Raw genomic sequence first — 22,187 nt, forward strand, 5'->3', positions numbered from 1 at the left:
CTTTTCTTCCAAGATCTCGATCGATCGAGAGGCCAATCGACACTCCACATCGCCGGGAACCGGCGACGCCGGCGAGCCGACTACCAGACCGAGCCGACGCGACACACCACCGGGCGACCAGACCAGTACGGGAGACGCCTTCGGGTGCTTCCCGACTCTTCCGATCGGATCACCATGTCTCTTACCGAGTTGTCCGGCACGCCGACGCCAGAACCCTCCGCACCCGAGAAACCCGCCCGGCCGGCGCGGCGTCCGTCGCCGTTCGGCGCGCTGCTGCTGCGGTTGCACTTCTACGCCGGTATCCTCGTCGCCCCGTTCCTGGTGGTCGCCGCGTTGACCGGGCTCGCCTACACCACGACTCCGCAGCTCGACTCGATCCTCTACGGCGACCAGTTGACCGCCGCCCCGGTGGGTGACCGTCAGCTCCCGTTGGCCGAGCAGGTCGGTGCCGCGCGGAACGCGCACCCCACCGGCAGCATCACCGCCGTGCAGCCCGGCGACGGCGACCGGACCACAACTGTGGTGTTCTCCCTGCCGGAGCTCGGCGAGAAGCAGCACACCGTCTACATCAACCCGTACACCGGCGAGTCCCAGGGGCAGCTCACCACCTGGTTCGGCTCGACGCCGGCCGCGACGTGGCTGGACGACCTGCACCGCCACCTGCACCTGGGCACGGTGGGCGAGAACTACTCCGAGCTGGCCGCGAGCTGGCTGTGGGTGATGGCGCTCGGCGGGGTCATCCTCTGGTGGCGTCGACGCAGCGCCGCCCGAGCCAGCGTCCGGCACCTGCTCGTGCCGGACCTGTCCACGGGCAGGGGCGTTCGCCGCACCCGAAGTTGGCATGCCACCACGGGCGTCTGGCTCACCGTCGGGCTGCTCTTCCTGTCGGCCACCGGCCTGACCTGGTCCCGCTACGCCGGCGCGAACTTCGCCTCCGGCCTCGACGCGCTCAATGCCCGTACGCCGGAGATCTCCACCAGCCTCACCGCGGTCCCCGCCGAGCCGGGCGGCGGTCACCACCACGGTGACGCCGGGGAGGGCGGGACGGTCGAGTCGGCGGCCTTCGACCGGGTGCTGACAGTCGCCCGCGACGCGCGACTCTCCGGGCCGGTCGAGATCATCCCGGCGGCGGAGCCGGGCGTCGCCTGGACCGTCACGCAGATCGACAACACCTGGCCGGTCGCCAAGGACCGCATCGCCGTCGACCCGGCCACCAGCACGGTCACCGCGCGCAGCGACTTCGCCGACTGGCCCCTGCTGGCCCAACTGAGCGGGCTCGGCATCCAGGCCCACATGGGCCTGCTCTTCGGCCTGGTCAACCAGATCCTGCTGGCCGCGCTCGCCCTCGGGCTGCTCTGCGTCATCGTCTGGGGCTACCGCATGTGGTGGCAACGTCGACCCACCCGCACCGACCGACGCGCCCTAGCCGGCACGCCGCCGGCCCGTGGCGGCGTACGCGGACTGCCGCTGTGGGCACTGCTGATCGGCGTACCGGTGGTCGTGGCGGTCGGCTGGGCGCTACCCCTGTTCGGGCTCACCCTGCTCGCGTTCCTCGTCGTCGACGTCGTCGCCGGCGCGGTGTCCCGACGCCGACGACCTGCCCAGGCGCCCACCTCGCCGGCACCCGTCGGGAGCTGATCAGCGAGGGCCGGTCCCCGTGGTCAGAGCACCACCTGTTTGGTGGTCGGCAACGCGTCGACGATCGACTTCTGCACGTTTATCGTGTCCGCGATGATCTCGTGGGGTGTGTTGGCCATCCACTGCATCACCGAGATGTCCTCGAAGCGCGGGTGCCGGAACATCTCCAGGAACACCAGCGGTTCGTCACCGGTGTTCTCGATGTAGTGCCCGTAGGCGAACGGCACGTAGCCCACGTCGCCGGCCTGGAAGTCGAACGTCCGGGCGGCGGCCTGGGACGCGAAGACGCCCATCCGACCGGTGCCGGAGATGTAGTACTGCCACTCGTCGGTGGTGGGATGCCAGTGCAGCTCGCGCATCCCCCCGGGCTCGACCTCGACGAGAGCTGCGGCGGTGGTCACCGACGCGGCGAAGTTGGTCGAGTCGGTGACCCGCACCGTCCCGCCACGGAAGCGTTGCGGGGTCTGCGCGGTCATCCGGTGTTTGAAACTACGCGGGATGTCGCCGGTCGGGCTGACCACCCGGTCCTGTTGCAGGGGCGGCGGGACGTCGCCCTGGAAGATGTACTTCTCCCGCTCGGGCAGGTTCTCCATCTGTTCCGTCGTCCAGCCGAAGTTCTTGGCCAGGACGTGCCGGGGCGTGTGGGCGAAGAAGTCGCTGAGCAGGAAGGTGTTGTTCTCCGAGAAGGCCCCGTCGTTGAAGACGAGCAGGAATTGGGCGCCGTCGTCCAGCGCCTGGATGTTGTGCGGTACGCCCTGCGGAAAGAACCACAGGTCGCCCTCCTTCACGTCCTCGATGAAGTTGCGTCCCTCGTGGTCGACCGCGCTGATCCGGCAACTGCCGCTGAGCATGTAGGCCCATTCGGACTGCTGGTGCCAGTGGATCTCCCGGTACGCACCCGGCTCCAATCCGAACTGAACGCCAGCCAACTGGGTGGCGATCGGCAGGTCGCGGGTGGTGACCTCGCGGGTCCAGCCGCCCTTCTCCACCCGGGTGTGTGCCTGGGAGAACGAGAACTTGAGGTTGGGCACCAGCCGACTGTCGGTCGTCGGTGGCACCAGGAGATCGGGGTTCTGCCGCTCAAGCTCGACGTTGCGCCCCGCGAAGGGCGGAGCCCCCTGGTCGCCGCGGCGCGGCTGAGGATCGCTGTTCGGCATGATCGCTGTCTCCTTGGGTCGGTTGGGCCGGCTCGGGCGGGGACACGGATCTGCCACGCGGGCGTGGCCGGGACGGCATCCCCAACAGGGTGCGTATCGCGGGCCATCCGTACTGGACCGCGATCGCGGCGGGTACGACCATCGCGGTCGCCACCACCACCAGGCGGGTCCACGGCGGAGCGTGGCCGCCCGCCCCGGTGCTGGCGAACACGACGAGAGCCAGCAGGACGCCCCGGAGCCGGTTCACGCCGGGCAGGCTGGTCCGATCCGGGTGCTCTCCCCGGTCGTCGGCTGTCGAGGAGCAGGCGGGCCGACCCGTCGCGCTGCTCGGCAGCCAACGATCAAGGGGCGACGACGTCGTGTGGGCCATGCTTCGATGATCGGGGCCGAGTCGACGCCGTCGCATCACGTGATCGCGCCATTACGTTCCGTCATTTCCGGGACGTCGTGGGCCTTACGCCGCAATCCCGCCGCTTCGTCGATCTGGTCGCCCGCCTCTGCCGCCGTGGATAGGCTCGGTCGCAGGACGGCCTTTCGACGCGCCGGGTAACCACCGGGGAGAACGCCATTGTCCGAATCATCCTTCAACGCCACGGCGATCCCGGCTGACGCCGACGCCGACGCCGAGCAACGACAACGGTGGCTGTTCGCCGCGGCTGATCAGCTCCGGCTCGCCGGCCGCGGTGAGGCGGCCCTGCGCGTCCTGGCGGTCGAGATCGCCGCGAATGGCCGCGGTGCGCGACACCGCGCCCTGCTGCTGAGCCGCCTGGCACAGATCGCGGCGCTGGAACCACCGTCGGTCGCCCTCGCGGGCCTGCGGGAGTCGCTCAACCAGCGACTGGACGCCCCGAGCCGAGCCACGCTGCTCGCCGTCATCGCCACCATCGCCGCCCGCACCGGCCATCCGGACGCCGACGCCCTGCTGCGCGACGCGGGCACCGCGCACGCCACATCGGGTGACCGGTCATCCGCCCGCCACCTCGCCCTCGGCCGGGCCGCCCGCGCGCTGTCGCACGGAGATCTACCCGGCGCGCACGCCGTCCTGACGGCACTGGACCCCGACGCCAGGACGGCCCGACGGGACGCCACCTCGGTCCGTACCGAAGCGATCCTGGTGCAGCTCGGTCTGGGCCGGCACCAGGACGCCCGGACGGCGACCGGTCAGGCCTTCGACGACACGACCTCGACCGGTACGCCGCTGAGCGGCACCCTGACCGCCCTGGACTGCCTGCGCATGGTCGCGGTGGGCGAACTGCCCGAGGCCGCCGCCCTCGCGGCCGCCAGGCTCGGATCCGCCTCGGTGGACATCAGCCAGGAGACACGTGCCCTACTGGTCACGGTCATCGCGGAGGTGCACTACCGCCGGGGCGAGCACCACGCGGCGCGCGTCGCCCTGCGTGCCTGCCTCACTCGGAGACCGTGGCCGGACAGTACGGTGTGGACGCCCGCCCTCTGCGTCGCCGTCCGCGATCCCGCCCTCAGCGAGCCGGCGAACCTCCTCGGCAGCATCGTCGCCGACCTGCACCGGTCGGTGCGGTCGCTCCTGCCGGTGCCGCAGTTCGGCCCCCGTCTGGTCCGCGCGGCGGTGGCCGCTGGCGACACGCAGGCCGCCCGCCGGGTCACCGAACTTGTCGCACTGGTGGCCACCCGGACTCCGGTCCCGCTGTGGCAGGCACTGGCGGACCAGACCAGGGGGCTGCTAGATCGCGACCCCGGCGCACTGCGGTCCGCGGTCGACGGGCTGCGCACCACCACCGCGTGGCCGGCTCTGGCCGACGCGTTGCTCGATCTCGCCAACAGCCCCCGGCTGCGCCCGGCGCAGGCATGGGAGGCCGCGCACGAGGCGGCGGCCCTCTACGCGCGCATCGGCGCGCCGGGCGATCAGGCGACCGCCGACCGGCGGTGCGCCGAACTCGCGGCCACCCCGCGCCGCCGGTCGTCGATCGATGAGCCGCCGCGTACGGGCATCGAGGCGCTCACGCCCGCCGAGGAGCGGGTGGCCGAGATGCTCGCCGGCGGCGCCACCAAGAAGGAGGCGGCCGGGCATCTCTTCGTCTCCTTCCACACGGTGGACACCCAACTGCGGTCCATCTACCACAAGCTGGGTATCCACAACCGGATGCAGCTCGTGCGGGCCTGGGACCGGCACAAGTCGATAATCAGCTCATGATCGAACCAACCGACCTCACCCCCCTCGCCGAGGGCGTGGAGTGCGAATTCATGGACTCCTACGAGTCGCGGGCACCCGAGCCCGCGTACACCGATCTCGGGATCGCGACCACGCGCATCGGCGGCGGTGTCGCCCTCGCGATGCGCAACGACCCCTCCGGTGGGTACTGGAGCAAGGCGCTCGGCTTCGGCATCACCGAGCCGTTCACCGCGCGAACCCTGGATGGCGTCCTGGACTTCTACCGGGAGCAGGGCGTCGCTCAGGCCGTCCTCCAGCTCGTCCCGTCGGTGCTGCCCGCGGGCTTCGACGAGATCGCCGCGGCGCGCGGGCTCGAAGCGGGAAGCACCTGGATCAAGCTCGCCGCCCGGCCCGGTGACGTCGCTGCGGCCCCGACCCGCCTGCGCGTCGGCCCGGTGCCGACGGCCGAGGCGGAGCGCTGGGCGAACGTGCTGCTCGCCGGCTTCGGCATGCCGGCCGGCGGGCTCACCGACATGCTGGCGGCGACCGTGGGCGAACCGGGTTGGAGACCGTACGCGGCGTGGGACGACGCGGAGCTGGTGGCGGGCGGCAACCTGTTCCTGCACGACGGGGTCGCCTCGCTCAACGCCGCCGCGACGGCACCCGGTCACCGCGGCCTCGGCGCGCAGTCGGCGTTGATCGCCGCCCGCGCCCGAGCCGCCGCCGAGGCCGGATGCCGGTGGCTGTTCGCCGAGACCGGGAAACCCGCACCCGGTACGCAGAACCCGTCGCTGAACAACCTGCGCCGGGCCGGGCTGGTGCCGCTCTACGAGCGTCGCAACTGGGTCTGGCGGTCAACTCCCTGACGTGGCCGTCACGTCTCACTCGGGTGGCTTGGCCCCCGACTGCTCGCTCACCAGGTACGCCGCGTACCAGTCGGGCCAGTTGTCGTCATGCTCGCCCGTCCGTTTCTCGTGCTCACCGTGTGCGGCGGCCGCACGCCGGAGCGCGCTCGCCAGGTCGCTGGTGGAGCTGAACGACGTGCTGCCTCCCTCGATGCGCCCGGGAAGCCTGGTCGTGATCTCCTGGAGCAGCCAGGTGTTGCCGTCCGGGTCGCGCAGCGTTGCGCGCGAGAAGTAGCTGCGCCGCTGCGGGTCCGGCCCGTCGACCGGGCCGTCCGGGCTGACGTGGAAGACGTCGACGACCTCGACACCGGCCGCGACGAGGGCGTCGTGGGCCGCCTCGATGTCGGACACGATCAGGTACGCCATGGCCGAGCCGGGCGTCGCCGACGTGAGCCCGGGCCCGAACTGCACCGAGCAGTCGGAGCCGTGCGGCGTGAGCTGGACGATGCCGGGTGGCGTCTGGTCGAGGCGCCATCCCAGCCGCAGGTAGAACGCCTTCGCCCGGTCGATGTCCGACACCGGGATGACGATCACCTCCAGCTTCACGTCGACGCTCTCGATGCTCGCGTCACCCTGGGCGCTCTTCGGGCTCATCACCGCCCCCTCCCGCTCCGCCGATCATTGAAACCGCGTGCCGGATGCCGCCTTCCCGACATCGGCCGGACGACACCCTGGTGGCCCGGCGCACCCCGAGGAGCGCGGGTTCCGGTGTGCGCGCCGCCGACTCAGCCCTCGGCGTCGTGGCCGGTCGTCGGCAGGCTCGGCCCCCTACAACTCGGGGTGACCGAAGAGTCCCGGCAGGCCCCCGGTGTGCAGGAAGACGACCTTGTCGCCGTGCGGGAAACTGCCGGCCAGCAGCCCCGCCATCGCCCGGCCGGTGTACGTCGGATCCAGGAAGACGCCCTCCTCGCGCGCGGTCGTCTCCAGCGCCGCCCGGGCGCCGTCGGTCAACGTGCGATACCCGGCGCCCACCTGGGAGCCGTCGATCCGCAGCGAGTCCGGCTCGACCTCGCCGTCGAGCAGCCGGGCGACCGTCGTGCGAGGGTCCGGCAGGGCACCGACATCCACACCGATCACCCGCGCGGCACCCAACTCCCGCACCAGCCCGGCCATCGTGCCACCGGAACCGAGCGCCACCACGACGTCGGTCCCGTCGATGTCCGGCACCTGCGCCCGCAACTCCCGGCCGCCGTTCACATAACCCTGGACCGACGCGGGCGAGGTGCCGCCGAACGGGATCACCCAGGCCGATCGCCTCTCCGCCTCGGCCGACACCACCTCGGCGAGCGGGCCGTCCCCGCCCCAGACGACCTCCGCACCGGCGAGCCCGTCGAGGAGCAGGTTGCCACGCCGCTTCGCCGCGGGCGGGCCGGCGAGCACCAGCACACACGCGAGACCGAGCCGCGCGGCGGCGGCAGCGGTGAGCCGGGCGTGGTTGCTCTGCGGCGCACCCGAGGTGATCACCGTGGTGGCACCGGCGGCGATCGCCTGGGCGCAGGTGTACTCCAGCTTGCGGATCTTGTTGCCGCCTCCGCCGAGGCCGTTGAGGTCGTCGCGCTTGAACCAGAGCTCGGCCAGCCCCAGCCGCGCCGCGAGTCGGGGCGCGGGCTCCAACGGTGTCGGCCACGTGCCGAGGGAAACGGGAGTGATCACTCGTGCAGCTAAGCACGCCGCCGCTCGGCGGCGTCAGGAGCCGGCGATTGCCTCGTCCTCGGTGTTTCCTGCCGGTGGAATGGGAAAGTTCCGGTTGAAGACGTTGTCCGGATCGTAGGTGGCCTTGATGGCGCGCAGCCGGCCGAGCGCGGGCTCGGGCCACGCATCCGACAGGCGAGCCGGGTCGGTGTCGGTTTCGAAGCTGAGATACAGGCCGTTGAGGTGCGGGTACAGCTCGCTCCACAGCTTGTCGAGGTGGATTCTGCGGTCCGGCACGGTGGCGGCGAGCACGGAGAAGTTCTGCGTCCGGTGCGGGTAGGCGGTCGCGTCACCGGCGACGTCGTTGACCGCCGCGCCGACGGAGCGGACCTGCATGATCATTACGTCGCCGGAACCGATCATGGTCGCCAGGAGATCCGCCGCCTCCGGTGTGACGTGGTCCAGCAGACCGCCGCGGGTGTCGTTCAGCCCCTGACCCCGGTGCCGGTTGCGCGGAGGGTGCCAGGAACGTCCCAAAGCGGATCTCGTGCCCATAATCCGGCATCTCGTCACATTCCCCGTAGTCGTGTTGCCAGAATATGATCTGTTTTTCAGATCGTATTCCAGACAACACACTTCACCACGGGCTCATTCCCTACCCAAGATCGGCGACCGTGCCACGGTGGATGGACCGCCGTCAGGCCGTACGGTGGGGTGATGGCCCGCGGTGAGACGTAACGGAGGCCAGTGATGCGGTACCACCTGCTTGGGCCGGTCGAGGTTCGCTCCTCCGCCGGGGAGCTGTTGACGCTCGGCACGCCGATGCAGGTACGCCTGCTGGCCGTCCTGTTGTCGCAGGCGGGCAGGGCGTGGACCATCGACCAGCTCGTCGACGAGCTGTGGCAGGGACGGCCGCCGAAGACGGCAGCGGGCAACGTGAAGACCTACGTCTGGGCGCTACGCCGGGCGCTGCGGTCCCCCGGCGCGCCGGAGCCCACCATCCTCGCCGGGGCCACCGGTTATCGTCTCGTCCTCGATGGCCAGACGGTGGACAGTGTCGCCTTCGACGACCTGGCCCAGCGCGGCTATCACGCGTTGCGACAGGACCGCTGCGCGGATGCCCTGCGGGCGTTCGAGGCGGCGCTGGCGCTGTGGCGGGGCGAGCCGTTCGCGGGCCTGCCCGGCGCGGGGGTGTTGCTCTCCGTCCGGACCAGGCTCCGGGAGCAGCGGTCGAGTCTGCTGGAGGAGGTCGCGGACCTCCACCTCCGCGCCGGGCGGCACAACGAGCTGATCGAGCCGCTCCGGACCCAGATCGACGGGGATCCACTCCGTGAACGCCCCTGGGGACAGCTCATGGTGGCCCTGGCCCGGGCCGGACGGCGGGCGGACGCGCTGGCGACGTACCGGCAGGTGCGTCGGGTCCTGGCCGAGGAGGTGGGTGTCGAGCCCGGCGCCGACCTGCAACGGCTGCACACCAGCATCCTGCGGGCCGACCGGGAGGTGTCGACATCCGGGGCACGGCCGGCGGAGGGGCAGCCAGCACGGATCGTTCCGCGGCAGTTGCCCGCCGCACCGACGTTGTTCACCGGCCGGACCAGCGAGCTGGCCCGACTCACGACGCTGCTGCTCGACGACACCGACCCGGCCGGCACCGTCGTCGTCACCGGCACCGGCGGCGTCGGAAAGACCTGGCTGGCGTTGCGCTGGGCACACGACAGCCTGCACCACTATCCGGACGGGCAGCTCCACGTCGACCTGGGCGGTTTCGGCACGGCGACACGCGAGGCCGCACCGTCCGCCGTCGTCGTGCGATCGCTGCTGCCCGCCCTGGGCGTCAAGCCCCTGGAGATCCCCGCCGAACCGGCGGCCCAGTTCGCCCTGTACCGGAGCCTGACCGCGGACCGACGGCTGCTCGTGCTGCTCGACAACGCGCGCGACGCCGAACAGGTCCGGCCGCTGCTGCCCGGGTCCCGCCGATGTGGCGTGATCGTGACGAGTCGCCACACGCTGCCGGGCCTGGTCGCCGCCGAGGGCGCCCACACCGTCGCACTGGATCTGCCCACCGCCGCCGAAGCACGCCAGTTGCTCGTGCGCCGGCTCGGTGCGCGGGCCGCCGCCCAGCCGGCCGCGGTGGACGAGCTGGTCAGCCGTACCGCGCGGTTGCCCCTCGCGCTGTCCATCGTGGCGGCGCGGGCCGCCGCCCGACCCGCGTTCCCACTCCAGGCCATCGCGGACGATCTGGCCGTACCCAGGGGCGGGCTCGCGGCCCTGGCCACCGACGACGCCGCCACCGATCTGCGGACGGTGCTCTCCTGGTCGTACCGTCTGCTCAGTCCGGACGCGGCCCGACTGTTCCGGCAGATCAGCCTGCACCCGACGGCCGACCTCAGCGCGGCGGCGGCGGCCGGCCTCGCCGGGGCACCGCCACACCAGATCCGGCCGGCCCTCGACGAGTTGACCCGGGCGAACCTGCTGACCGAGCAGTCCCCCAGCCGCTTCCGCTGTCACGACCTGCTCCGGGCCTACGGAGAGGAACTGACGGACACCCAGGACTCCGCGCCCGCCCGGAGAGCCGCCCGCAAGCGCGTGTTCGACCACTATCTGCGGGCCGTCCGTGCCGCGGCGAGGCTCGTCGACGCCGGCCACCAGCCGACCGATCCGCTGCCCCCGCCCACCGACGCGGCACCGCCGACGTTCGCCGACCACCGGGCCGCACTGGCCTGGTTCACCATCGAGCAGGGGGTGCTGCTGGCCGCCGTCGACGACGCGGTCGCCCACCGCTTCGACGCCCACGCCGGGCAGCTCGCCCAGGCCCTCACCCCCCTGCTCAGCCGGTTGTCGCGGTGGCACGACCTGAGTGCCGTGCAGGCCGTCGCGGTCGCGGTCGCCCGACGCCGCGGCGAGCCGGGGGCCGAGGCGGTGGCACACCGGGACCTCGCGCTGGCCCACCTTCAGCTCCGCCGCTACGGCGCCGCCCGCCGTCACCTGCGCAGCGCGATGGCGCGGTACGAGACGATCGGTGACCGGCCGGGCCAGGCGAGCATCCACCTGCACCTCGCCTGGGTGTACGACATCGAGGGCAACCCGCGCGAAGCGCTGCCGCACGCCGAGGCGGCGCTGGCGCTGTCCAGCGGCAGCGACGACGCACGCGGCGCGGCGGACGCGCTCAACGCGATCGGGTGGGGTCACGCCCGGCTGGACGAACACGTCCGTGCCATCGCCTACTGCGAGCAGGCACTGGCACTCCATGCCGAGGTCCACAACCGGGTGGGCGAGGCCCAGACCTGGGACAGTCTCGGCTTCGCCCATCAGGGTCTCGGGGCGCACCCGACCGCGGTGGACTGCTATCGACGCGCCCTCGCGCTGTATTCCGACGCTCAGGACCAGTGCGGGCGGGCCGAGACACTCGTCCGGCTCGGGGACAGCCACCGGGCGGTGGGCGAACACGACACGTCGAAGGACCTCTGGGGACAGGCGTTGGCGATCTTCAACCGAATCGGTCATCCGCTGGCCGATGAGCTGTCCGAGCGGTTGGCGGCCACGCGCTGAGCGTGCCCCGTGCGGCGCATCCGGACCGGCATGGATCCGGCATGGACCGGCCGTCGGCAGGCTGGGCGCATGCTGACCATGAAGAGACCCACTCGCGGCGGGGCCGACCGTCGACGCCTCCCGCTCGTCCTTCGCCTTCCGGCTGCCGTCGCGGTCCTCGTCGCCCTGTCGCTGAACGCCCCACCGGCGTTCGCGGTCACCCCGCCGGCGTCGTCCGTCGCAGCCGGGCCGGACACCGGTTCGGTCGGGAGCACCACCAGCGGATGGAACGGCCGCATCGACTGGCGGGCGTGCGCGGACCAGGCCGACGATCCGGGTACGCGATGCGGCACCCTGCGCCTGCCCGTCGACTGGGCCCGGCCGGGCGGGGAGACCTTCGAGCTGGCCCTGGCCCGACGTCCCGCCGCCGACCCGGCCGCCCGTATCGGTGTCCTGGTCTTCAACCCCGGCGGTCCCGGCCTGTCCGGGGTGGACGTGGCGCTGACGGCCGCCAGCCAGCTCGGACCGGACGTGCTGCGCCGTTTCGACATCGTCGGCTTCGACCCCCGGGGTACGGTGCGCAGCGCACCGGTGCGCTGCTCGTCAGCGTTGCTGGCCCAACACCCGTCCCTGACCCCCACCACGGCGGCGGAGTTCGAGCGGCTCCGCACCTACAACCGCCAGTTGCGTGAGGACTGCCGCGCGCAGAGTGGCCCCCTGTTCGACCACCTCGACAGTGTGAGCGTCGCGCGGGACACGGACGCGATCCGGGCGGCACTCGGCGAGCGGCAGCTCAGCTTCTACGAGTGGTCCTACGGCACCGTGAAGGATCGTTAGAAGCTATGGTCGATGTTGCCGACACGAACGTCGATCTAGGGGGACGGTTCTGATGGTACGGCGGAAGGCCTGGTCGGGGAACCGGGGCCGGTTCGACAGCAAGGATGCGCTGCTAGCCGGTGGCGTAGAGGTGCGGGCGCTGCGGTATCAGCGTGCGAGTCAGGACAAGAAAGAGCAGGGCAAGAGTGTTCACGACCAGGGTGTGCTCAACCTGGCGGAGGTCACGAAGCGGTCGTGGACGGACGCGGGGTCGTTCACAGACAACCACCGCTCGGCGAGCCGGCGCGCGACGAAGGAGCGTGAGCAGTTCGAGTTGTTGATCGAGCAGATCCTCGCCGGCAAGGGTGATGTGCTGGTGGTCTGGGAGATCTCCCGCAAGGAACGTGACCTTGCGGTGTTCGTGAAGATCCGGGACATGTGCCACGAGGTCGGTCTCAACTTCTGGCTGGTCGGTGGGGTGCTGTACGACCTGCGGGACAAGAACGACCGGATGATGCTCGGCTTCCAGGCAGTTCAGGCCGAGTGGATGGCCGACTCGATCCGCGACAACGTGCTGCGCGGCATCGTCGGCGCAGCCGAAGCTGGCCGCCCGCACGGAAAGGTCACCTACGGGTACCGGCGGATTTACGACCAGCGCACCAGAGCTCTCCTGCGCCAGGAGCCCGACGCTGAGATCCGTACGGCCGTGGCGGTGGATGGGACGGTGACGGAGTATTCGCACGCGCAGGTGGTGCGGGACAACTTCCGCAAGATCGCCGAAGGTATGCCCCTAACGGTCCGCGAGGCGGAACTGAACCGCCTCGGAATCCCCGCGTCGCAGGGTGGAATGTGGCGACGCGGGATCCTGCGCAAGCAGGTGATGAATCCGGCCTACATCGGCAAGCGGGTGCTGCGTGGGGAGATCGTTGGCGAAGGAATCTGGCCCGCTCTGGTCAACGAGGAGACGTACTGGTCGGTGGTGCGGATGCTCGGCGACCCGTCGCGGACCACGACCCGCTCTGGCAGGGCGGTGCATCTGTTGTCGTACATGGTTCGCTGCGGTGTGTGCGACGGGCCGTTGTCTTCGCAGCGCCTGAACCGGCACGGCTGGGAGGGGCAGGTGTACTCGTGCCTGCAGAAACGATGCACTGCGGTGAAAGCCGAGTTCCTCGACGAGTACGTGCAGCGCACCGTGGTGGCGTGGCTGTCCCGCCCCGACGTCTACGACATCCTGACCGCCGCCAGCGCCACCGACGAGGAGGTCGCCCACGCCCGCGCCGAAGCGCAACGCTTGCGCGGGGAGCTGGAAGATTGGCGCAAGCTCGGGGAGGAGGGCGAGGTCACCGCGATCGCCTACTCCCGCGCAGAAAAGGGCCTGACGGCCCAGATCGCCGAGCACGAACAGCGCGCCGCCGACGCCGGCATTCCTGCGGTGCTGCGCGGACGCATCGGGGACCAGGCTGTGGAGGCGTGGCAGGAACTCGGTGACGACATCCCCGTCAAGCGGGAGATCATCCGCCTCGTCGCCGACATCAAACTCCTGCGCGCCGGATTCAAAGGCGAACGCCGCACCTTCGGCCGCCACCGCCTCGACTGGCGGTGGAAGTTCGGCCCGCAGGATCAGCAGGCGGCCTGAATTCGGGAGATTCTGAGTCAGGAGCCGCGAGGACGACTTGACCTGTGGGAAAAGTCGAGCGTCGATGGTGTCCGCCGCCCGCCCATGGGACGGGCGGCGTCATCCGTCGACGGAAGGTGTTCAGGCTGTGCCACGCGAACGACTCAGCACCCTGGCCGTGCTGCCCGACGATGCCACCGATCCGCTGTTGTGGCGGCTGGCTTTCGACGTTGCCTCCGCACACCAGCCCGACGAGCGCGGCGACTGCCGCAACCTGCAGTGCCAAGGGCAGCGCGGCATGTGCGCCGCCGCTCGCGCCGCCCGCCGTGCGATGAGCATGGCGCGTACACCGCGGACTATCGCGCCGCGCCCGCCGCCTGCTCGGGGCTGCGCTGCTGTGGACGACTCACCTAAGCGCAGCTTCGTCGGTTGGTTTACCGCGCGCTCGCCGATCGAGGCGACACACCCCGCCAGCCGTTCGGAGACGCTGCCACGCTGGCCGCATCCGAGACGCGCGGCGGCGTGACTGGGTCCGACTGTCGCAAGCTAGGGATGTGGTTGCTCACTTTAGGTGACCGAGCAGCTCGGCAGTGTCAATCCTCCCTGCGGCGGTCAGCGCTATAGCGATGAAGGTCGCCGCCATTCCCGCGACGGCGGCCAGGACGGCAGCGGTTCGCTGCGCGCTATCGGTGAGCCTTGTCAAGGCCACCGCGAGGCGCCCGGGGGGCTTGACGAACGTCTCTGCTGCCGGGGTTCCGTCCTCGTCGAACGCCTGAACCCTGGAGGCGAGTTTGCGCAGTGACGATGTCCCTTCTGGTTCGACCAGCAGGTCCAGCACAATGCGCAGCGTTTCTCGCAGGTCGAGGGGAAGCGTCGGGTCGCACGACTGTGGGCTCTGCAGGTGTCGTCGGATCGACGCGCTCGTCGCTCGCAATACGGTCGCCGCGGGGTGAGGGGCGAACCCTCGCGGTTGCCGACGATCCCACAGCCCGGCGGTCTGATCGAGCAGCACGGCGATGTCGACCAGACCGCTGCGGTGGACGTCGGCAACCGCGCGGAGAGGTTCAGGCAGCTCCAGCGAGTCGGCGCGCTCTTCTAGGACAGGCGGGACCAACAACTGGCAGATCTCTACCGACAACTCCCACCCGGCCAAGCGACGGCGCAGGAAGGACGCAGCAATGTGAGCGGGCACCATCATCGGCGTCACCGCCAGAAATAGCACGATGAGGCCGAGCAGAGGGGGCAGTGCGGAGTCGGCGTCCGATGACGGCGCCGCAGCACTTGACGGCGTTGCAGCACTGTCCATCTCGGGTATCACCGCGACCAGGACGAGGACGGGATACATGGCGGCGAGCAACTCGACCGTATGGGCCATCGTGAACCAGAACGCGTTAGCGGCGAGCCGGTCACGACCCCTGCTGGACAGATCGTCCGGAAAACGCAGGCCCGGAAGCTTCCCGCGCGGCTTGCCGGGCTGGGCGATGTAGCGCAGCCCGTTCAGGAAGAGGCGTATCGCCACCAGAATGCCGAACATGCCCGTGAGGCGACCCACTCTGTCGATCGCCTCCGCGAACTCGCCACCCGCGATGGCCCCTGGCACCAGAAGTAGGACAACGTAGGGAAGACTCACCGGCACCAGGAATCCAACGATCGGGACCAGCAGCATCAGCAGCACCCGACGCCACGACTCGCGGGCGACCAGCCGGCCAAAGATCCCGGACCCAGCAGCCGACCGAATCAGCTCCCATGCACCTCTGCGCAGCCCTCGCCGTCGGATGGGCTCAAACGACGTGGACGAGACGCATCTCCACTGAACCGCCCAGAGCATCGAGCCGCCGAACGCGGCTGCCGCAACGATCCAGCCGACCATCAGGGCGATGATGCAGACGAGCAAGAGTGCCGCGATCACAGTCACATCGACCGTCATACCAGTCACGGCCAAACGTGCCGGCCGTCCAGCTCGATATTCGGCGGTGTCGGATCTATCGAACCTGCGTGCGAACCAATACTCTTCGCAGTGTGAGGATGAGCCATGGGTGACCGCAGCGCCATCGAGTGGACGGAGGCGACCTGGAACCCTACGACGGGCTGCGATCGCGTGAGCCGCGGATGCGACAACTGTTACGCGTTGACGCTGGCCAAACGGCTCAAGGCGATGGGACAGCCGCGGTATCAGCGAGATGGAAACCCGCAGACAAGTGGGCCAGGGTTCGGGTTGACGCTGCACCCGGACAGCCTTGAGTTGCCATTGACCTGGAAGCGTCCCCGGCTCGTCTTCGTCAACTCGATGAGTGATTTGTTCCACGCCCAAGTGCCGGCGAGTTTCGTCCGCCAGGTCTTCGAGGTCATCGCGGCGACCCCGCAGCATACGTATCAGGTACTGACCAAACGAGCCCGCCGCCTACGCCGGGTGGCTCCATCTCTGGCCTGGCCGTCCAACTTGTGGATGGGCGTGTCCGTGGAGGACGTCAGCACTGTGCACCGCATCGATGATCTGCGGGCCGTGTCGGCGGCGTTGCGATTCCTGTCGTGCGAGCCGTTGCTGGGCCCGCTTCCGAGCCTGAAGCTAGACGGCATCGGCTGGGTGATCGCAGGCGGCGAAAGCGGTGCCAGCGCCCGACAGATGAACCCAGCCTGGGCCGTAGACCTGCGTGATCAGTGCACGCGCGCTGAGGTGCCCTTCTTCTTCAAGCAGTGGGGCGGACGGACGCCCAAGGCTGGAGGCCGCGTCTTGAATGGCCGGACCTGGGACGACATGCCCCTCAGCCTGGCCACCTGCTGACAACCACCCGGCCCGCATTCGCGACTGTCGGTCGCAAACCAGCAACCCCTCGCAGCTCCTCGGACTACTCGGCCTTCGCGCGGTGTCACTCAGGGACAGTATCGCTTTACGTGCGTCACAATGAGAGACTGTCTCGCAACCTGCTGTGATCGGGTGAGGAGGCTGGATGCCGGTCGACGGTCCGGTGCCGTGGCCCTGTGCGGAACACACGGGCGCCAAGCACGACATCTACCGCCACTACCTCGGAAAATGGTTCCCCATCCTGCTTGCCTACTCCAACGCCTACCCCTCGGTCACCTACGCAGAGGGATTCGCCGGACCTGGCATCTACAGCGGTGGGCAACCCGGATCGCCTGTCATCGCGATCCGCGCCCTCGTCGAGAACGTCCCCCCGACCAAGGGCATCGCCCGATTCGTCTTCATCGACGACGATCAACGTTGTGTCGACATGCTATGGGAGACCCTTCAACAAGCGTTTCCCGACCGGCCACGGTCCACGGTCGCCATGCCTGTGACGATGGGCAAAGGCACCTGCGCCGACGACCTCGAAGCCGCTCTCGACCGCATAGGTGCCTGGGGCCAGCCGATCTTCGCGAACTTGGACTCCTGGGGCAACGCACCCGTACCATTCAGGCTGCTGAAGCGCCTCGCCGCGAACGTGTCCACCGAGGTCATCGTCACACTGTTGCCGCAGCACTTCGTGCGCTTCGTCAGCAACCTTGGCGAGGCAGGTGATGACGTGTTCGGCGGCGACCCGCGCTGGCGCGAAGTCGTCAACCTCCCACCAGCGGCAAAGAGTCGACACATCCTTACCTGCTACCGACAGGCCCTGCAGGCGGCTGGCTTCCCTTACCTTCTGGACTTCGAACTGATCCCTCGCAACGGCCAACCCCTGTACCTCGTCTTCGGCACCGGGCACCCACTTGGCGTGCAGAAGATGAAAGCCAGCCTCTGGGAGGTCGACCGCGCCCAGGGCGTCGGCTTCCGCGACCCCCGCGACGAACAAGCGGAGACGCTGTTTGCCATAGATGAACCGCTTCTCGGACCGCTGACCCGACTACTGCAGCACAGGCTGCGCGACAGTGAGCCGGCCCGCGTGGAGGACCTGCGCAACTTCGCCCTACTGGAAACGGTGTACCGGCCAGAACACGTCATTATGGCACTCAAGCCGCTCGTTGACGCCGGCACTGTGAAGATCGAGGGCGGCGGCCGGCTACAGAGGTCATCCTTCGTTTCGCTGGCTAACGCGCGAACTCCTTAAGAACCGACGGCCGGGCCACCGCTGCGCACCACATTCTCGCGGCTCGTGGTCTGCTGGTCGCGGCAGTGCACGCCGTCGGGCTCGCGTTCGCGTTCGCTGGAACGGGTGCTGTTCTTCCCGTTCGGCGTCCTTACCGCTGCACACGTGGTTCGGCCGCCCAGACGTCCCATGCGCCGATCCCGGCGTACTCCAGATGGATGTCGTAATGCTCGCCCCGGCGCAGCGGATACCGGCCGTCGGGGGCCATGTCCTGGTCGTGCAACTGGCCCTTGATGACGCTGCGGCACGGCAGCCGAAAGTCGCAGACGAGTGAACCATCTTCATCCCAGGCGTCGTTCGCGACGATCGCGGCCATCCGCATCGGCGCGGGCACCACTCCGTTCCCGCAGGTTGGACAGGTCGTGGAGTACACCTGTCGAGCCTGCTCGCACGCGATGCTGAAGGCAACGTCCTGGAAGTACTCGCGGCCGGCGGGCGTGCGCCTGCCGATCTTGGCGAGGATCGTGATCAGTTGCCGTTCTGCCCAGTGGGCGCCCGCCCACTCGCCCGAAAACCAGCGACGTTCGATTGTGAGACCGTAGCGACCGCAGTCTCGCTCGTGGCGCACGTTGCGCGTCCGGGGGTCGGCCGTGCGGCCCACCTTGATGACTCCGTTGTCGAACTGCAGGACGTAGAGGTGTTCCTTGCCCGGGTCCATTGATGTTGACCGACTTCTTGCCACGGCCGCGGAGTGTAGCGGCTGCCCCTGACAGCAGCCGGCAGCGATCACCCGATGGTCTTCAATCTGCGCAACGGCATTCGCCATCCGTCGTACCACCGTAGCGACAAGGGCGACTCGCTGGGCTCGCACTGGCCAATCACATGCCGAGATCAGCGTCCCAGCAGGCGGGGTGTGGTGGCAGGTTTTTGTAGACGATTGGGGTGGACGGGCGAGGACTGGGGCGGATGCGGGCAACATCTATAGCACTCGGTTAGACTGGCGGCAAGGCTTGTGACCGATTCGTTACAAAATTTTGGTTGACTTCATCGGGTTCTTGGGGCTTAATGGAGGGACATTCCCGCAGCGCCGGCTGGCGCGGTCGGCCACAGACGCAGCGGGCAGGCACCTCCTCAGGGGTGCCTGCCGTTGCTGGTGCTGACGCTGCCGGGGTATGCCGAGTGTTGGGAGGACCCCCATGAAGGATCGTCTGTCGGCGAGTTGAGCCGCCGCACCATCTGATCGCGTTTGCGTCGTCGGTGGTGAGTCCTCACCCCTTGTGGCTCGGCTTGGCCGTCTGCCCTGTTTCCATGCTGTTGACCGTCGCCTGCTGTGCAGGTCACGGCGACGCCTGCTGCCGTGGTGCCTGCCCCCTGCGTGGGGTTCGGCGTGTTCGTTGACTCGACCACAGTGACTCTTACCGTCCCCCGCCACGCGAGGGGTCCGCCCGCCCGGGCGTTACCCGGCACGGACGCGCATGCCCGTACCTGCCGAGCATGCGCGACCCGGGCGATCCCCTTGCGCCGCACCTGAAACCCACAAACCCAGCTTGGAGAAGTTCGTGACTTCACTCGACATCATCCCTTCGGGCGCGGCCTTCACGCCCGCCCTTCCGGTCCACACCAGAGCGATGACCCCTGTTGAGGCGTTGCCCGGATCGGCCAACGGCGGGTGGTGGGCCTTTGGCGACACGTAAACAGCCGCGCCCTGACTCACCCGAGGCGGTGGGGTCGGGGCGGCAGCCGTTGGAGAACCGAGCCCAGGTGGCGATCATGCTGCTGATCGGCGGAGCGGCCGGCGCGGCGTCCTTCACCCACGTGCATGACGTCGCCGCCGCACACGGCCAGCCGGGCTGGCTGGCCTGGGCCGACGCGATCGTGTTGGAGTTGACCTCGATCGCCGCCGGTCTAGAGTTGCGCCGCAACCGGCGCTTGGGCAAGAACGTTGCGTTCCCTGCCACGATGTTGGTCGCGGCGGTGCTGCTGTCGTTGGCCGCGCAGGTCGTCGAGGCCGAGGCGTCGGTGATCGGCTGGATCGCCGCCGCCCTGCCAGCGCTCGGTTTCCTGGCGATGGTGAAGATTGCCCTCGGCCGCGCCGACCCTGCCCCACCCCACTCAACCGTCCGGCCCGCGCGGACGGAGCCCGGGCCGCCCCTGACCGTTGACGCCTCGGTCCCGGACGACCGTCAGCCGGCTCCCAGGATCGCTACCGCCGTCCGGGACCGCGCGACCGAGGTCCCCGCCGTCGCGGACCAGCCCTGGGTGGTCCCGGACCGTCCGGACAGCCAGCCGTCGACCAACGATGGCGGTCCGGAGGTCGCCGTGCTGGTCCCGGCCGCCCGGACCGCCGCCCACACCCTCACCGTCGAGGGAACGCCGATGTCCCGCAAGGCTCTCGCCCGACAGCTACGCGCGGACGGACACCAGTTGTCCAACGCCACCGCCTCGGCACTCGTGCGTGTCCTGCGCGCCGAGACCACCTCACCCACACCGGACCTGTCACCCGGAGAGGCAGCGTGACAGAACCGCAACCTGCGGCTTCTGTCAGAGCGAGCCGCTGCTGTCAGACCAGTTCGCGCGCCTGTCAGCAGGCCCACGAGCTGACAGAACCTGACCGAACCTGTCCACACGCTTCGGCCCGCGACAGCGGCCGGTGCACCCGCCGCACGTCCACCCACACCTCTGAGCTTGGAGCAACAACAGTGATTACCCCACATGGTGAATCTCAGCTGGGTCGCCGCTTTCGTCACCGGCCCGACTCACACCCACTTCCAGGGTGCCGTCACGCCGGGCACGGTGTGCCCGGCGGTGTAGGAGTCAGCGCCGATCCCCGTTCTACCGTCCGTCTTGATCCTGACCCCCAACCTGACCCTCCGTACTCGCTCACAGCCCAGGTCAACCCCCCTCACATCGACTCTGATCGGCTCCAGACAGACCCTCAACTCTGGGGTCTCCCCCCTGGGGCTGCCCATGCGTAAACCCATACAGACCTCGGATCCGCTGCTGCGGCTGCAGGCCAGCATCACCGCCCGCGACGACCGGCTCCTCGGCTGGCTCTACGACCACGGCGTGTTCACCACCGACCAGATCGCTGCCGCCCTGTTCCCGTCCCTGGACTTCACTCAACGCCGCCTGCGCCGCCTCACCACCCTGCGGGCGGTGGACCGGTTCCGGCCCAACAGGGCCGACGGCGGCTCCTACCCCTACCACTACGTCCTGGACCAGCTCGGCTACGACCACGTCCACGCCCAACGTGGACTCGGACGACCACGCCGGGACCAAGCCCGCCGCCGCAAGCAGTCCCTCACCCGCAGACCGGACCTGCCACACCTGCTCGGCGGCAACCAGGTCTTCATCGACCTCTCCGCCCACGCCCGCACCCACACCGACGGCGACCTGGTCCGCTGGCAACCCGCATCCGCCTACCACGAACCCGGCGTCCTCTACCGCAAAGGCGGCAACCCGCAAATCATCATCGGCGGACCGACCGGCTTCCCCCGCCCTGACGGCGCCGGGGTGTGGACCGAACGCGGACGGTCCGTGCCGTTCTTCCTTGAGTACGACACCAGCGGCGAACGCCTGGACGTCCTGATCGACAAGATCGCCAAGTACGATCGCCTCTTCGCGATGAGCACCTGGGCATGGCCCGTTCTGTTCCACCTCCCCTCCGCCCGCCGCGAGGCGAACCTGCACCATCGCATCGCCGGCATTAACCTGCACACGGTCTTCGCCACCACCACCGCCGAACTGCGGGGCGCACTCGATGCCAGCCCCGCCGACCAGGTCTGGCAACGAGCCGACAGCAGCGGCCGTCACCGCCTCATCGACCTGCCCTACACAGACACCGACCACGACGACGAGTTCCCCACCCACACCGCGCCCGACCAAGACGGGCGCGCTGCCTGATGGGGAGGGGTGGATCAGACGGCGCTGTCGGCGGTTGGTCTCCCGCATGCCGCTGAGCCCGCCCGCGCCCCACAATCCCGGGGCTGCGGTCGTCGTCGCCGCACGGCGCGCACCCCAGCGGTGTTCCCGGAGCGCGTGTCGGGCGGCGCGGGCAGCAGGGCTTACGAGCTATCAAGGTCTGTCAGCGGCGCTGCTCGGCGACAGACAGACCCCCGACCGCCCACCACTCACACCAGCGGCTCGCCTCCGTGAGTTGCTGTGAGTGGCGCACCTCTTCACTTCCACGGCCAGCGGAGCTAATGTCTGCGGCCCTCACCGATGCCGGCCCGCCGCCGACTCCGGCCAGCAGGATCCGGCGATCGATCTTCAGCGAGTTCTTATCACCGAGAAGGAGATGCGCATGGCTCGACACCTCGACCTCACGCCACGAGCCGTCCTGGGAGGGACATGGCCAGACGCCGTGACCACACATCACGTGCGAGCACACCGCATCGGTCGCCGCCGACCCCGCCCACGCGGGCAACCGACGGCGAGGCCCCGATCGAGTCACCCGACACCGATCTTGCGACCGTGCCGGGAACACTGTCGATGGCCCGCTACCTGACCGACCCACAGACCGAAGCCGAGATCCAAGCCCTGGCCGCCGAAGCCGGCCTTCCCACTGTCGACCAAGCCACCAGACTCGCCCGCCTCCTACGCCTCCATTAGGCCGCCGCCTCAGCACACGCCGCCTGAGCTGCGCCCGCTCCAATGGGGCGGGCGCAGCCTCTGCATCTGGAAGGCCAGCCTCTGGGATCAGAGTGCTACGGGTATCGATGCCGGCTGGCCGCGCGAACCCGTAAG

The 22,187-nt window shown here is 69.5% G+C and carries 18 protein-coding genes; 12 read left to right on the plus strand and 6 right to left on the minus strand.

Features of this window, described 5'->3' with window-relative positions:
* Positions 1 to 174: 174 nt before the first annotated feature.
* The gene (locus AB0C25_RS03925) at positions 175 to 1,638 is read left to right on the plus strand and encodes a PepSY domain-containing protein (RefSeq protein WP_357369332.1); all 1,464 of its coding nucleotides are present in this window, start codon (positions 175 to 177) and stop codon (positions 1,636 to 1,638) included.
* Between the two features lie 23 nt (positions 1,639 to 1,661).
* Here the strand turns inward: AB0C25_RS03925 and AB0C25_RS03930 are convergent, their stop codons facing one another.
* The gene (locus AB0C25_RS03930; RefSeq protein ID WP_357369334.1) at positions 1,662 to 2,795 is read right to left on the minus strand and encodes a cupin domain-containing protein; all 1,134 of its coding nucleotides are present in this window, start codon (positions 2,793 to 2,795) and stop codon (positions 1,662 to 1,664) included.
* Between the two features lie 568 nt (positions 2,796 to 3,363).
* On the opposite strand from AB0C25_RS03930, the gene AB0C25_RS03935 reads away from it, so the two are divergent.
* Both AB0C25_RS03935 and AB0C25_RS03940 read left to right on the plus strand, forming a co-directional pair.
* Positions 3,364 to 4,965, plus strand: coding sequence for a helix-turn-helix transcriptional regulator (locus AB0C25_RS03935; protein ID WP_357369336.1), 1,602 nt, complete (start codon positions 3,364 to 3,366; stop codon positions 4,963 to 4,965).
* Complete coding sequence (locus AB0C25_RS03940; protein WP_357369338.1) at positions 4,962 to 5,789, plus strand: GNAT family N-acetyltransferase; 828 nt, start codon at positions 4,962 to 4,964, stop codon at positions 5,787 to 5,789. The genes AB0C25_RS03935 and AB0C25_RS03940 overlap by 4 nt, the downstream gene beginning before the upstream one ends.
* 15 nt (positions 5,790 to 5,804) lie before the next feature.
* Here the strand turns inward: AB0C25_RS03940 and AB0C25_RS03945 are convergent, their stop codons facing one another.
* From AB0C25_RS03945 to AB0C25_RS03955, 3 genes are all read right to left on the minus strand, one after another.
* Entirely contained in the window at positions 5,805 to 6,422 is a 618-nt protein-coding gene (locus tag AB0C25_RS03945; RefSeq protein WP_357369340.1) for a VOC family protein, read from the minus strand.
* A 174-nt stretch (positions 6,423 to 6,596) separates the two neighbouring features.
* A complete protein-coding gene (locus AB0C25_RS03950; RefSeq protein ID WP_357369342.1) occupies positions 6,597 to 7,481 on the minus strand; it encodes a pyridoxal-phosphate dependent enzyme in 885 nt (294 codons plus the stop codon).
* Between the two features lie 33 nt (positions 7,482 to 7,514).
* Positions 7,515 to 8,015, minus strand: coding sequence for a BBE domain-containing protein (locus AB0C25_RS03955; protein ID WP_357369344.1), 501 nt, complete (start codon positions 8,013 to 8,015; stop codon positions 7,515 to 7,517).
* 195 nt (positions 8,016 to 8,210) lie between these two features.
* Between AB0C25_RS03955 and AB0C25_RS03960 the strand changes: the two genes are divergently transcribed.
* The 4 genes from AB0C25_RS03960 (at position 8,211) to AB0C25_RS03975 (ending at position 13,945) form a co-directional block, all read left to right on the plus strand.
* Positions 8,211 to 11,009, plus strand: coding sequence for a BTAD domain-containing putative transcriptional regulator (locus AB0C25_RS03960; RefSeq protein WP_357369346.1), 2,799 nt, complete (start codon positions 8,211 to 8,213; stop codon positions 11,007 to 11,009).
* Between the two features lie 69 nt (positions 11,010 to 11,078).
* The gene (locus AB0C25_RS03965; RefSeq protein ID WP_357369349.1) at positions 11,079 to 11,825 is read left to right on the plus strand and encodes a hypothetical protein; all 747 of its coding nucleotides are present in this window, start codon (positions 11,079 to 11,081) and stop codon (positions 11,823 to 11,825) included.
* A gap of 52 nt (positions 11,826 to 11,877) precedes the next feature.
* A complete protein-coding gene (locus AB0C25_RS03970; RefSeq protein WP_357369351.1) occupies positions 11,878 to 13,440 on the plus strand; it encodes a recombinase family protein in 1,563 nt (520 codons plus the stop codon).
* Between the two features lie 127 nt (positions 13,441 to 13,567).
* Positions 13,568 to 13,945, plus strand: coding sequence for a hypothetical protein (locus AB0C25_RS03975; RefSeq protein WP_357369353.1), 378 nt, complete (start codon positions 13,568 to 13,570; stop codon positions 13,943 to 13,945).
* Between the two features lie 36 nt (positions 13,946 to 13,981).
* Here the strand turns inward: AB0C25_RS03975 and AB0C25_RS03980 are convergent, their stop codons facing one another.
* The gene (locus tag AB0C25_RS03980; RefSeq protein WP_357369355.1) at positions 13,982 to 15,346 is read right to left on the minus strand and encodes a hypothetical protein; all 1,365 of its coding nucleotides are present in this window, start codon (positions 15,344 to 15,346) and stop codon (positions 13,982 to 13,984) included.
* 105 nt (positions 15,347 to 15,451) lie between these two features.
* Here AB0C25_RS03980 and AB0C25_RS03985 point away from each other — a divergent pair, with 105 nt between their 5' ends.
* Both AB0C25_RS03985 and AB0C25_RS03990 read left to right on the plus strand, forming a co-directional pair.
* On the plus strand, positions 15,452 to 16,201 hold the full coding sequence (locus AB0C25_RS03985; RefSeq protein WP_357369357.1) for a phage Gp37/Gp68 family protein: 750 nt from the start codon (positions 15,452 to 15,454) through the stop codon (positions 16,199 to 16,201).
* 166 nt (positions 16,202 to 16,367) lie between these two features.
* Positions 16,368 to 17,462, plus strand: coding sequence for a three-Cys-motif partner protein TcmP (locus AB0C25_RS03990; RefSeq protein ID WP_357369359.1), 1,095 nt, complete (start codon positions 16,368 to 16,370; stop codon positions 17,460 to 17,462).
* Positions 17,463 to 17,592: 130 nt separating this feature from the next.
* On the opposite strand, the gene AB0C25_RS03995 is transcribed toward AB0C25_RS03990, so the two are convergent.
* Positions 17,593 to 18,159, minus strand: coding sequence for a GIY-YIG nuclease family protein (locus AB0C25_RS03995; RefSeq protein ID WP_357369361.1), 567 nt, complete (start codon positions 18,157 to 18,159; stop codon positions 17,593 to 17,595).
* Between the two features lie 1,004 nt (positions 18,160 to 19,163).
* Here AB0C25_RS03995 and AB0C25_RS04000 point away from each other — a divergent pair.
* From AB0C25_RS04000 to AB0C25_RS04010, 3 genes are all read left to right on the plus strand, one after another.
* Positions 19,164 to 19,958 (plus strand): DUF2637 domain-containing protein, encoded by a 795-nt coding sequence (locus AB0C25_RS04000; protein WP_357370116.1) that lies wholly within the window; start codon positions 19,164 to 19,166, stop codon positions 19,956 to 19,958.
* 450 nt (positions 19,959 to 20,408) lie between these two features.
* Positions 20,409 to 21,344 (plus strand): replication-relaxation family protein, encoded by a 936-nt coding sequence (locus tag AB0C25_RS04005; RefSeq protein WP_357369363.1) that lies wholly within the window; start codon positions 20,409 to 20,411, stop codon positions 21,342 to 21,344.
* Positions 21,345 to 21,914: 570 nt separating this feature from the next.
* Positions 21,915 to 22,052 carry a hypothetical protein gene (locus AB0C25_RS04010; RefSeq protein ID WP_357369365.1) on the plus strand — a complete coding sequence of 46 codons (138 nt, stop codon included), beginning with the start codon at positions 21,915 to 21,917 and terminating at the stop codon, positions 22,050 to 22,052.
* The last annotated feature ends 135 nt before the right edge of the window (positions 22,053 to 22,187 follow it).

The sequence above is a fragment of the Micromonospora sp. NPDC048839 genome (genome assembly GCF_040649915.1).
Lineage (GTDB): Bacteria > Actinomycetota > Actinomycetes > Mycobacteriales > Micromonosporaceae > Micromonospora.

Excerpts from the sequence above, each read along its gene's own strand:
- AB0C25_RS03965 (WP_357369349.1), top strand. The coding sequence starts at position 11,079 with ATGCTGACCATGAAGAGACCCACTCGCGGCGGGGCCGACCGTCGACGC.
- AB0C25_RS03970 (WP_357369351.1), top strand. The coding sequence starts at position 11,878 with ATGGTACGGCGGAAGGCCTGGTCGGGGAACCGGGGCCGGTTCGACAGC.
- AB0C25_RS03955 (WP_357369344.1), bottom strand. The coding sequence starts at position 8,015 with ATGGGCACGAGATCCGCTTTGGGACGTTCCTGGCACCCTCCGCGCAAC.
- AB0C25_RS03990 (WP_357369359.1), top strand. The coding sequence starts at position 16,368 with ATGCCGGTCGACGGTCCGGTGCCGTGGCCCTGTGCGGAACACACGGGC.
- AB0C25_RS03930 (WP_357369334.1), bottom strand. The coding sequence starts at position 2,795 with ATGCCGAACAGCGATCCTCAGCCGCGCCGCGGCGACCAGGGGGCTCCG.
- AB0C25_RS03960 (WP_357369346.1), top strand. The coding sequence starts at position 8,211 with ATGCGGTACCACCTGCTTGGGCCGGTCGAGGTTCGCTCCTCCGCCGGG.
- AB0C25_RS03980 (WP_357369355.1), bottom strand. The coding sequence starts at position 15,346 with ATGACGGTCGATGTGACTGTGATCGCGGCACTCTTGCTCGTCTGCATC.
- AB0C25_RS03940 (WP_357369338.1), top strand. The coding sequence starts at position 4,962 with ATGATCGAACCAACCGACCTCACCCCCCTCGCCGAGGGCGTGGAGTGC.
- AB0C25_RS03925 (WP_357369332.1), top strand. The coding sequence starts at position 175 with ATGTCTCTTACCGAGTTGTCCGGCACGCCGACGCCAGAACCCTCCGCA.
- AB0C25_RS03985 (WP_357369357.1), top strand. The coding sequence starts at position 15,452 with ATGGGTGACCGCAGCGCCATCGAGTGGACGGAGGCGACCTGGAACCCT.
- AB0C25_RS03945 (WP_357369340.1), bottom strand. The coding sequence starts at position 6,422 with ATGAGCCCGAAGAGCGCCCAGGGTGACGCGAGCATCGAGAGCGTCGAC.
- AB0C25_RS04005 (WP_357369363.1), top strand. The coding sequence starts at position 20,409 with ATGCGTAAACCCATACAGACCTCGGATCCGCTGCTGCGGCTGCAGGCC.
- AB0C25_RS03995 (WP_357369361.1), bottom strand. The coding sequence starts at position 18,159 with ATGGACCCGGGCAAGGAACACCTCTACGTCCTGCAGTTCGACAACGGA.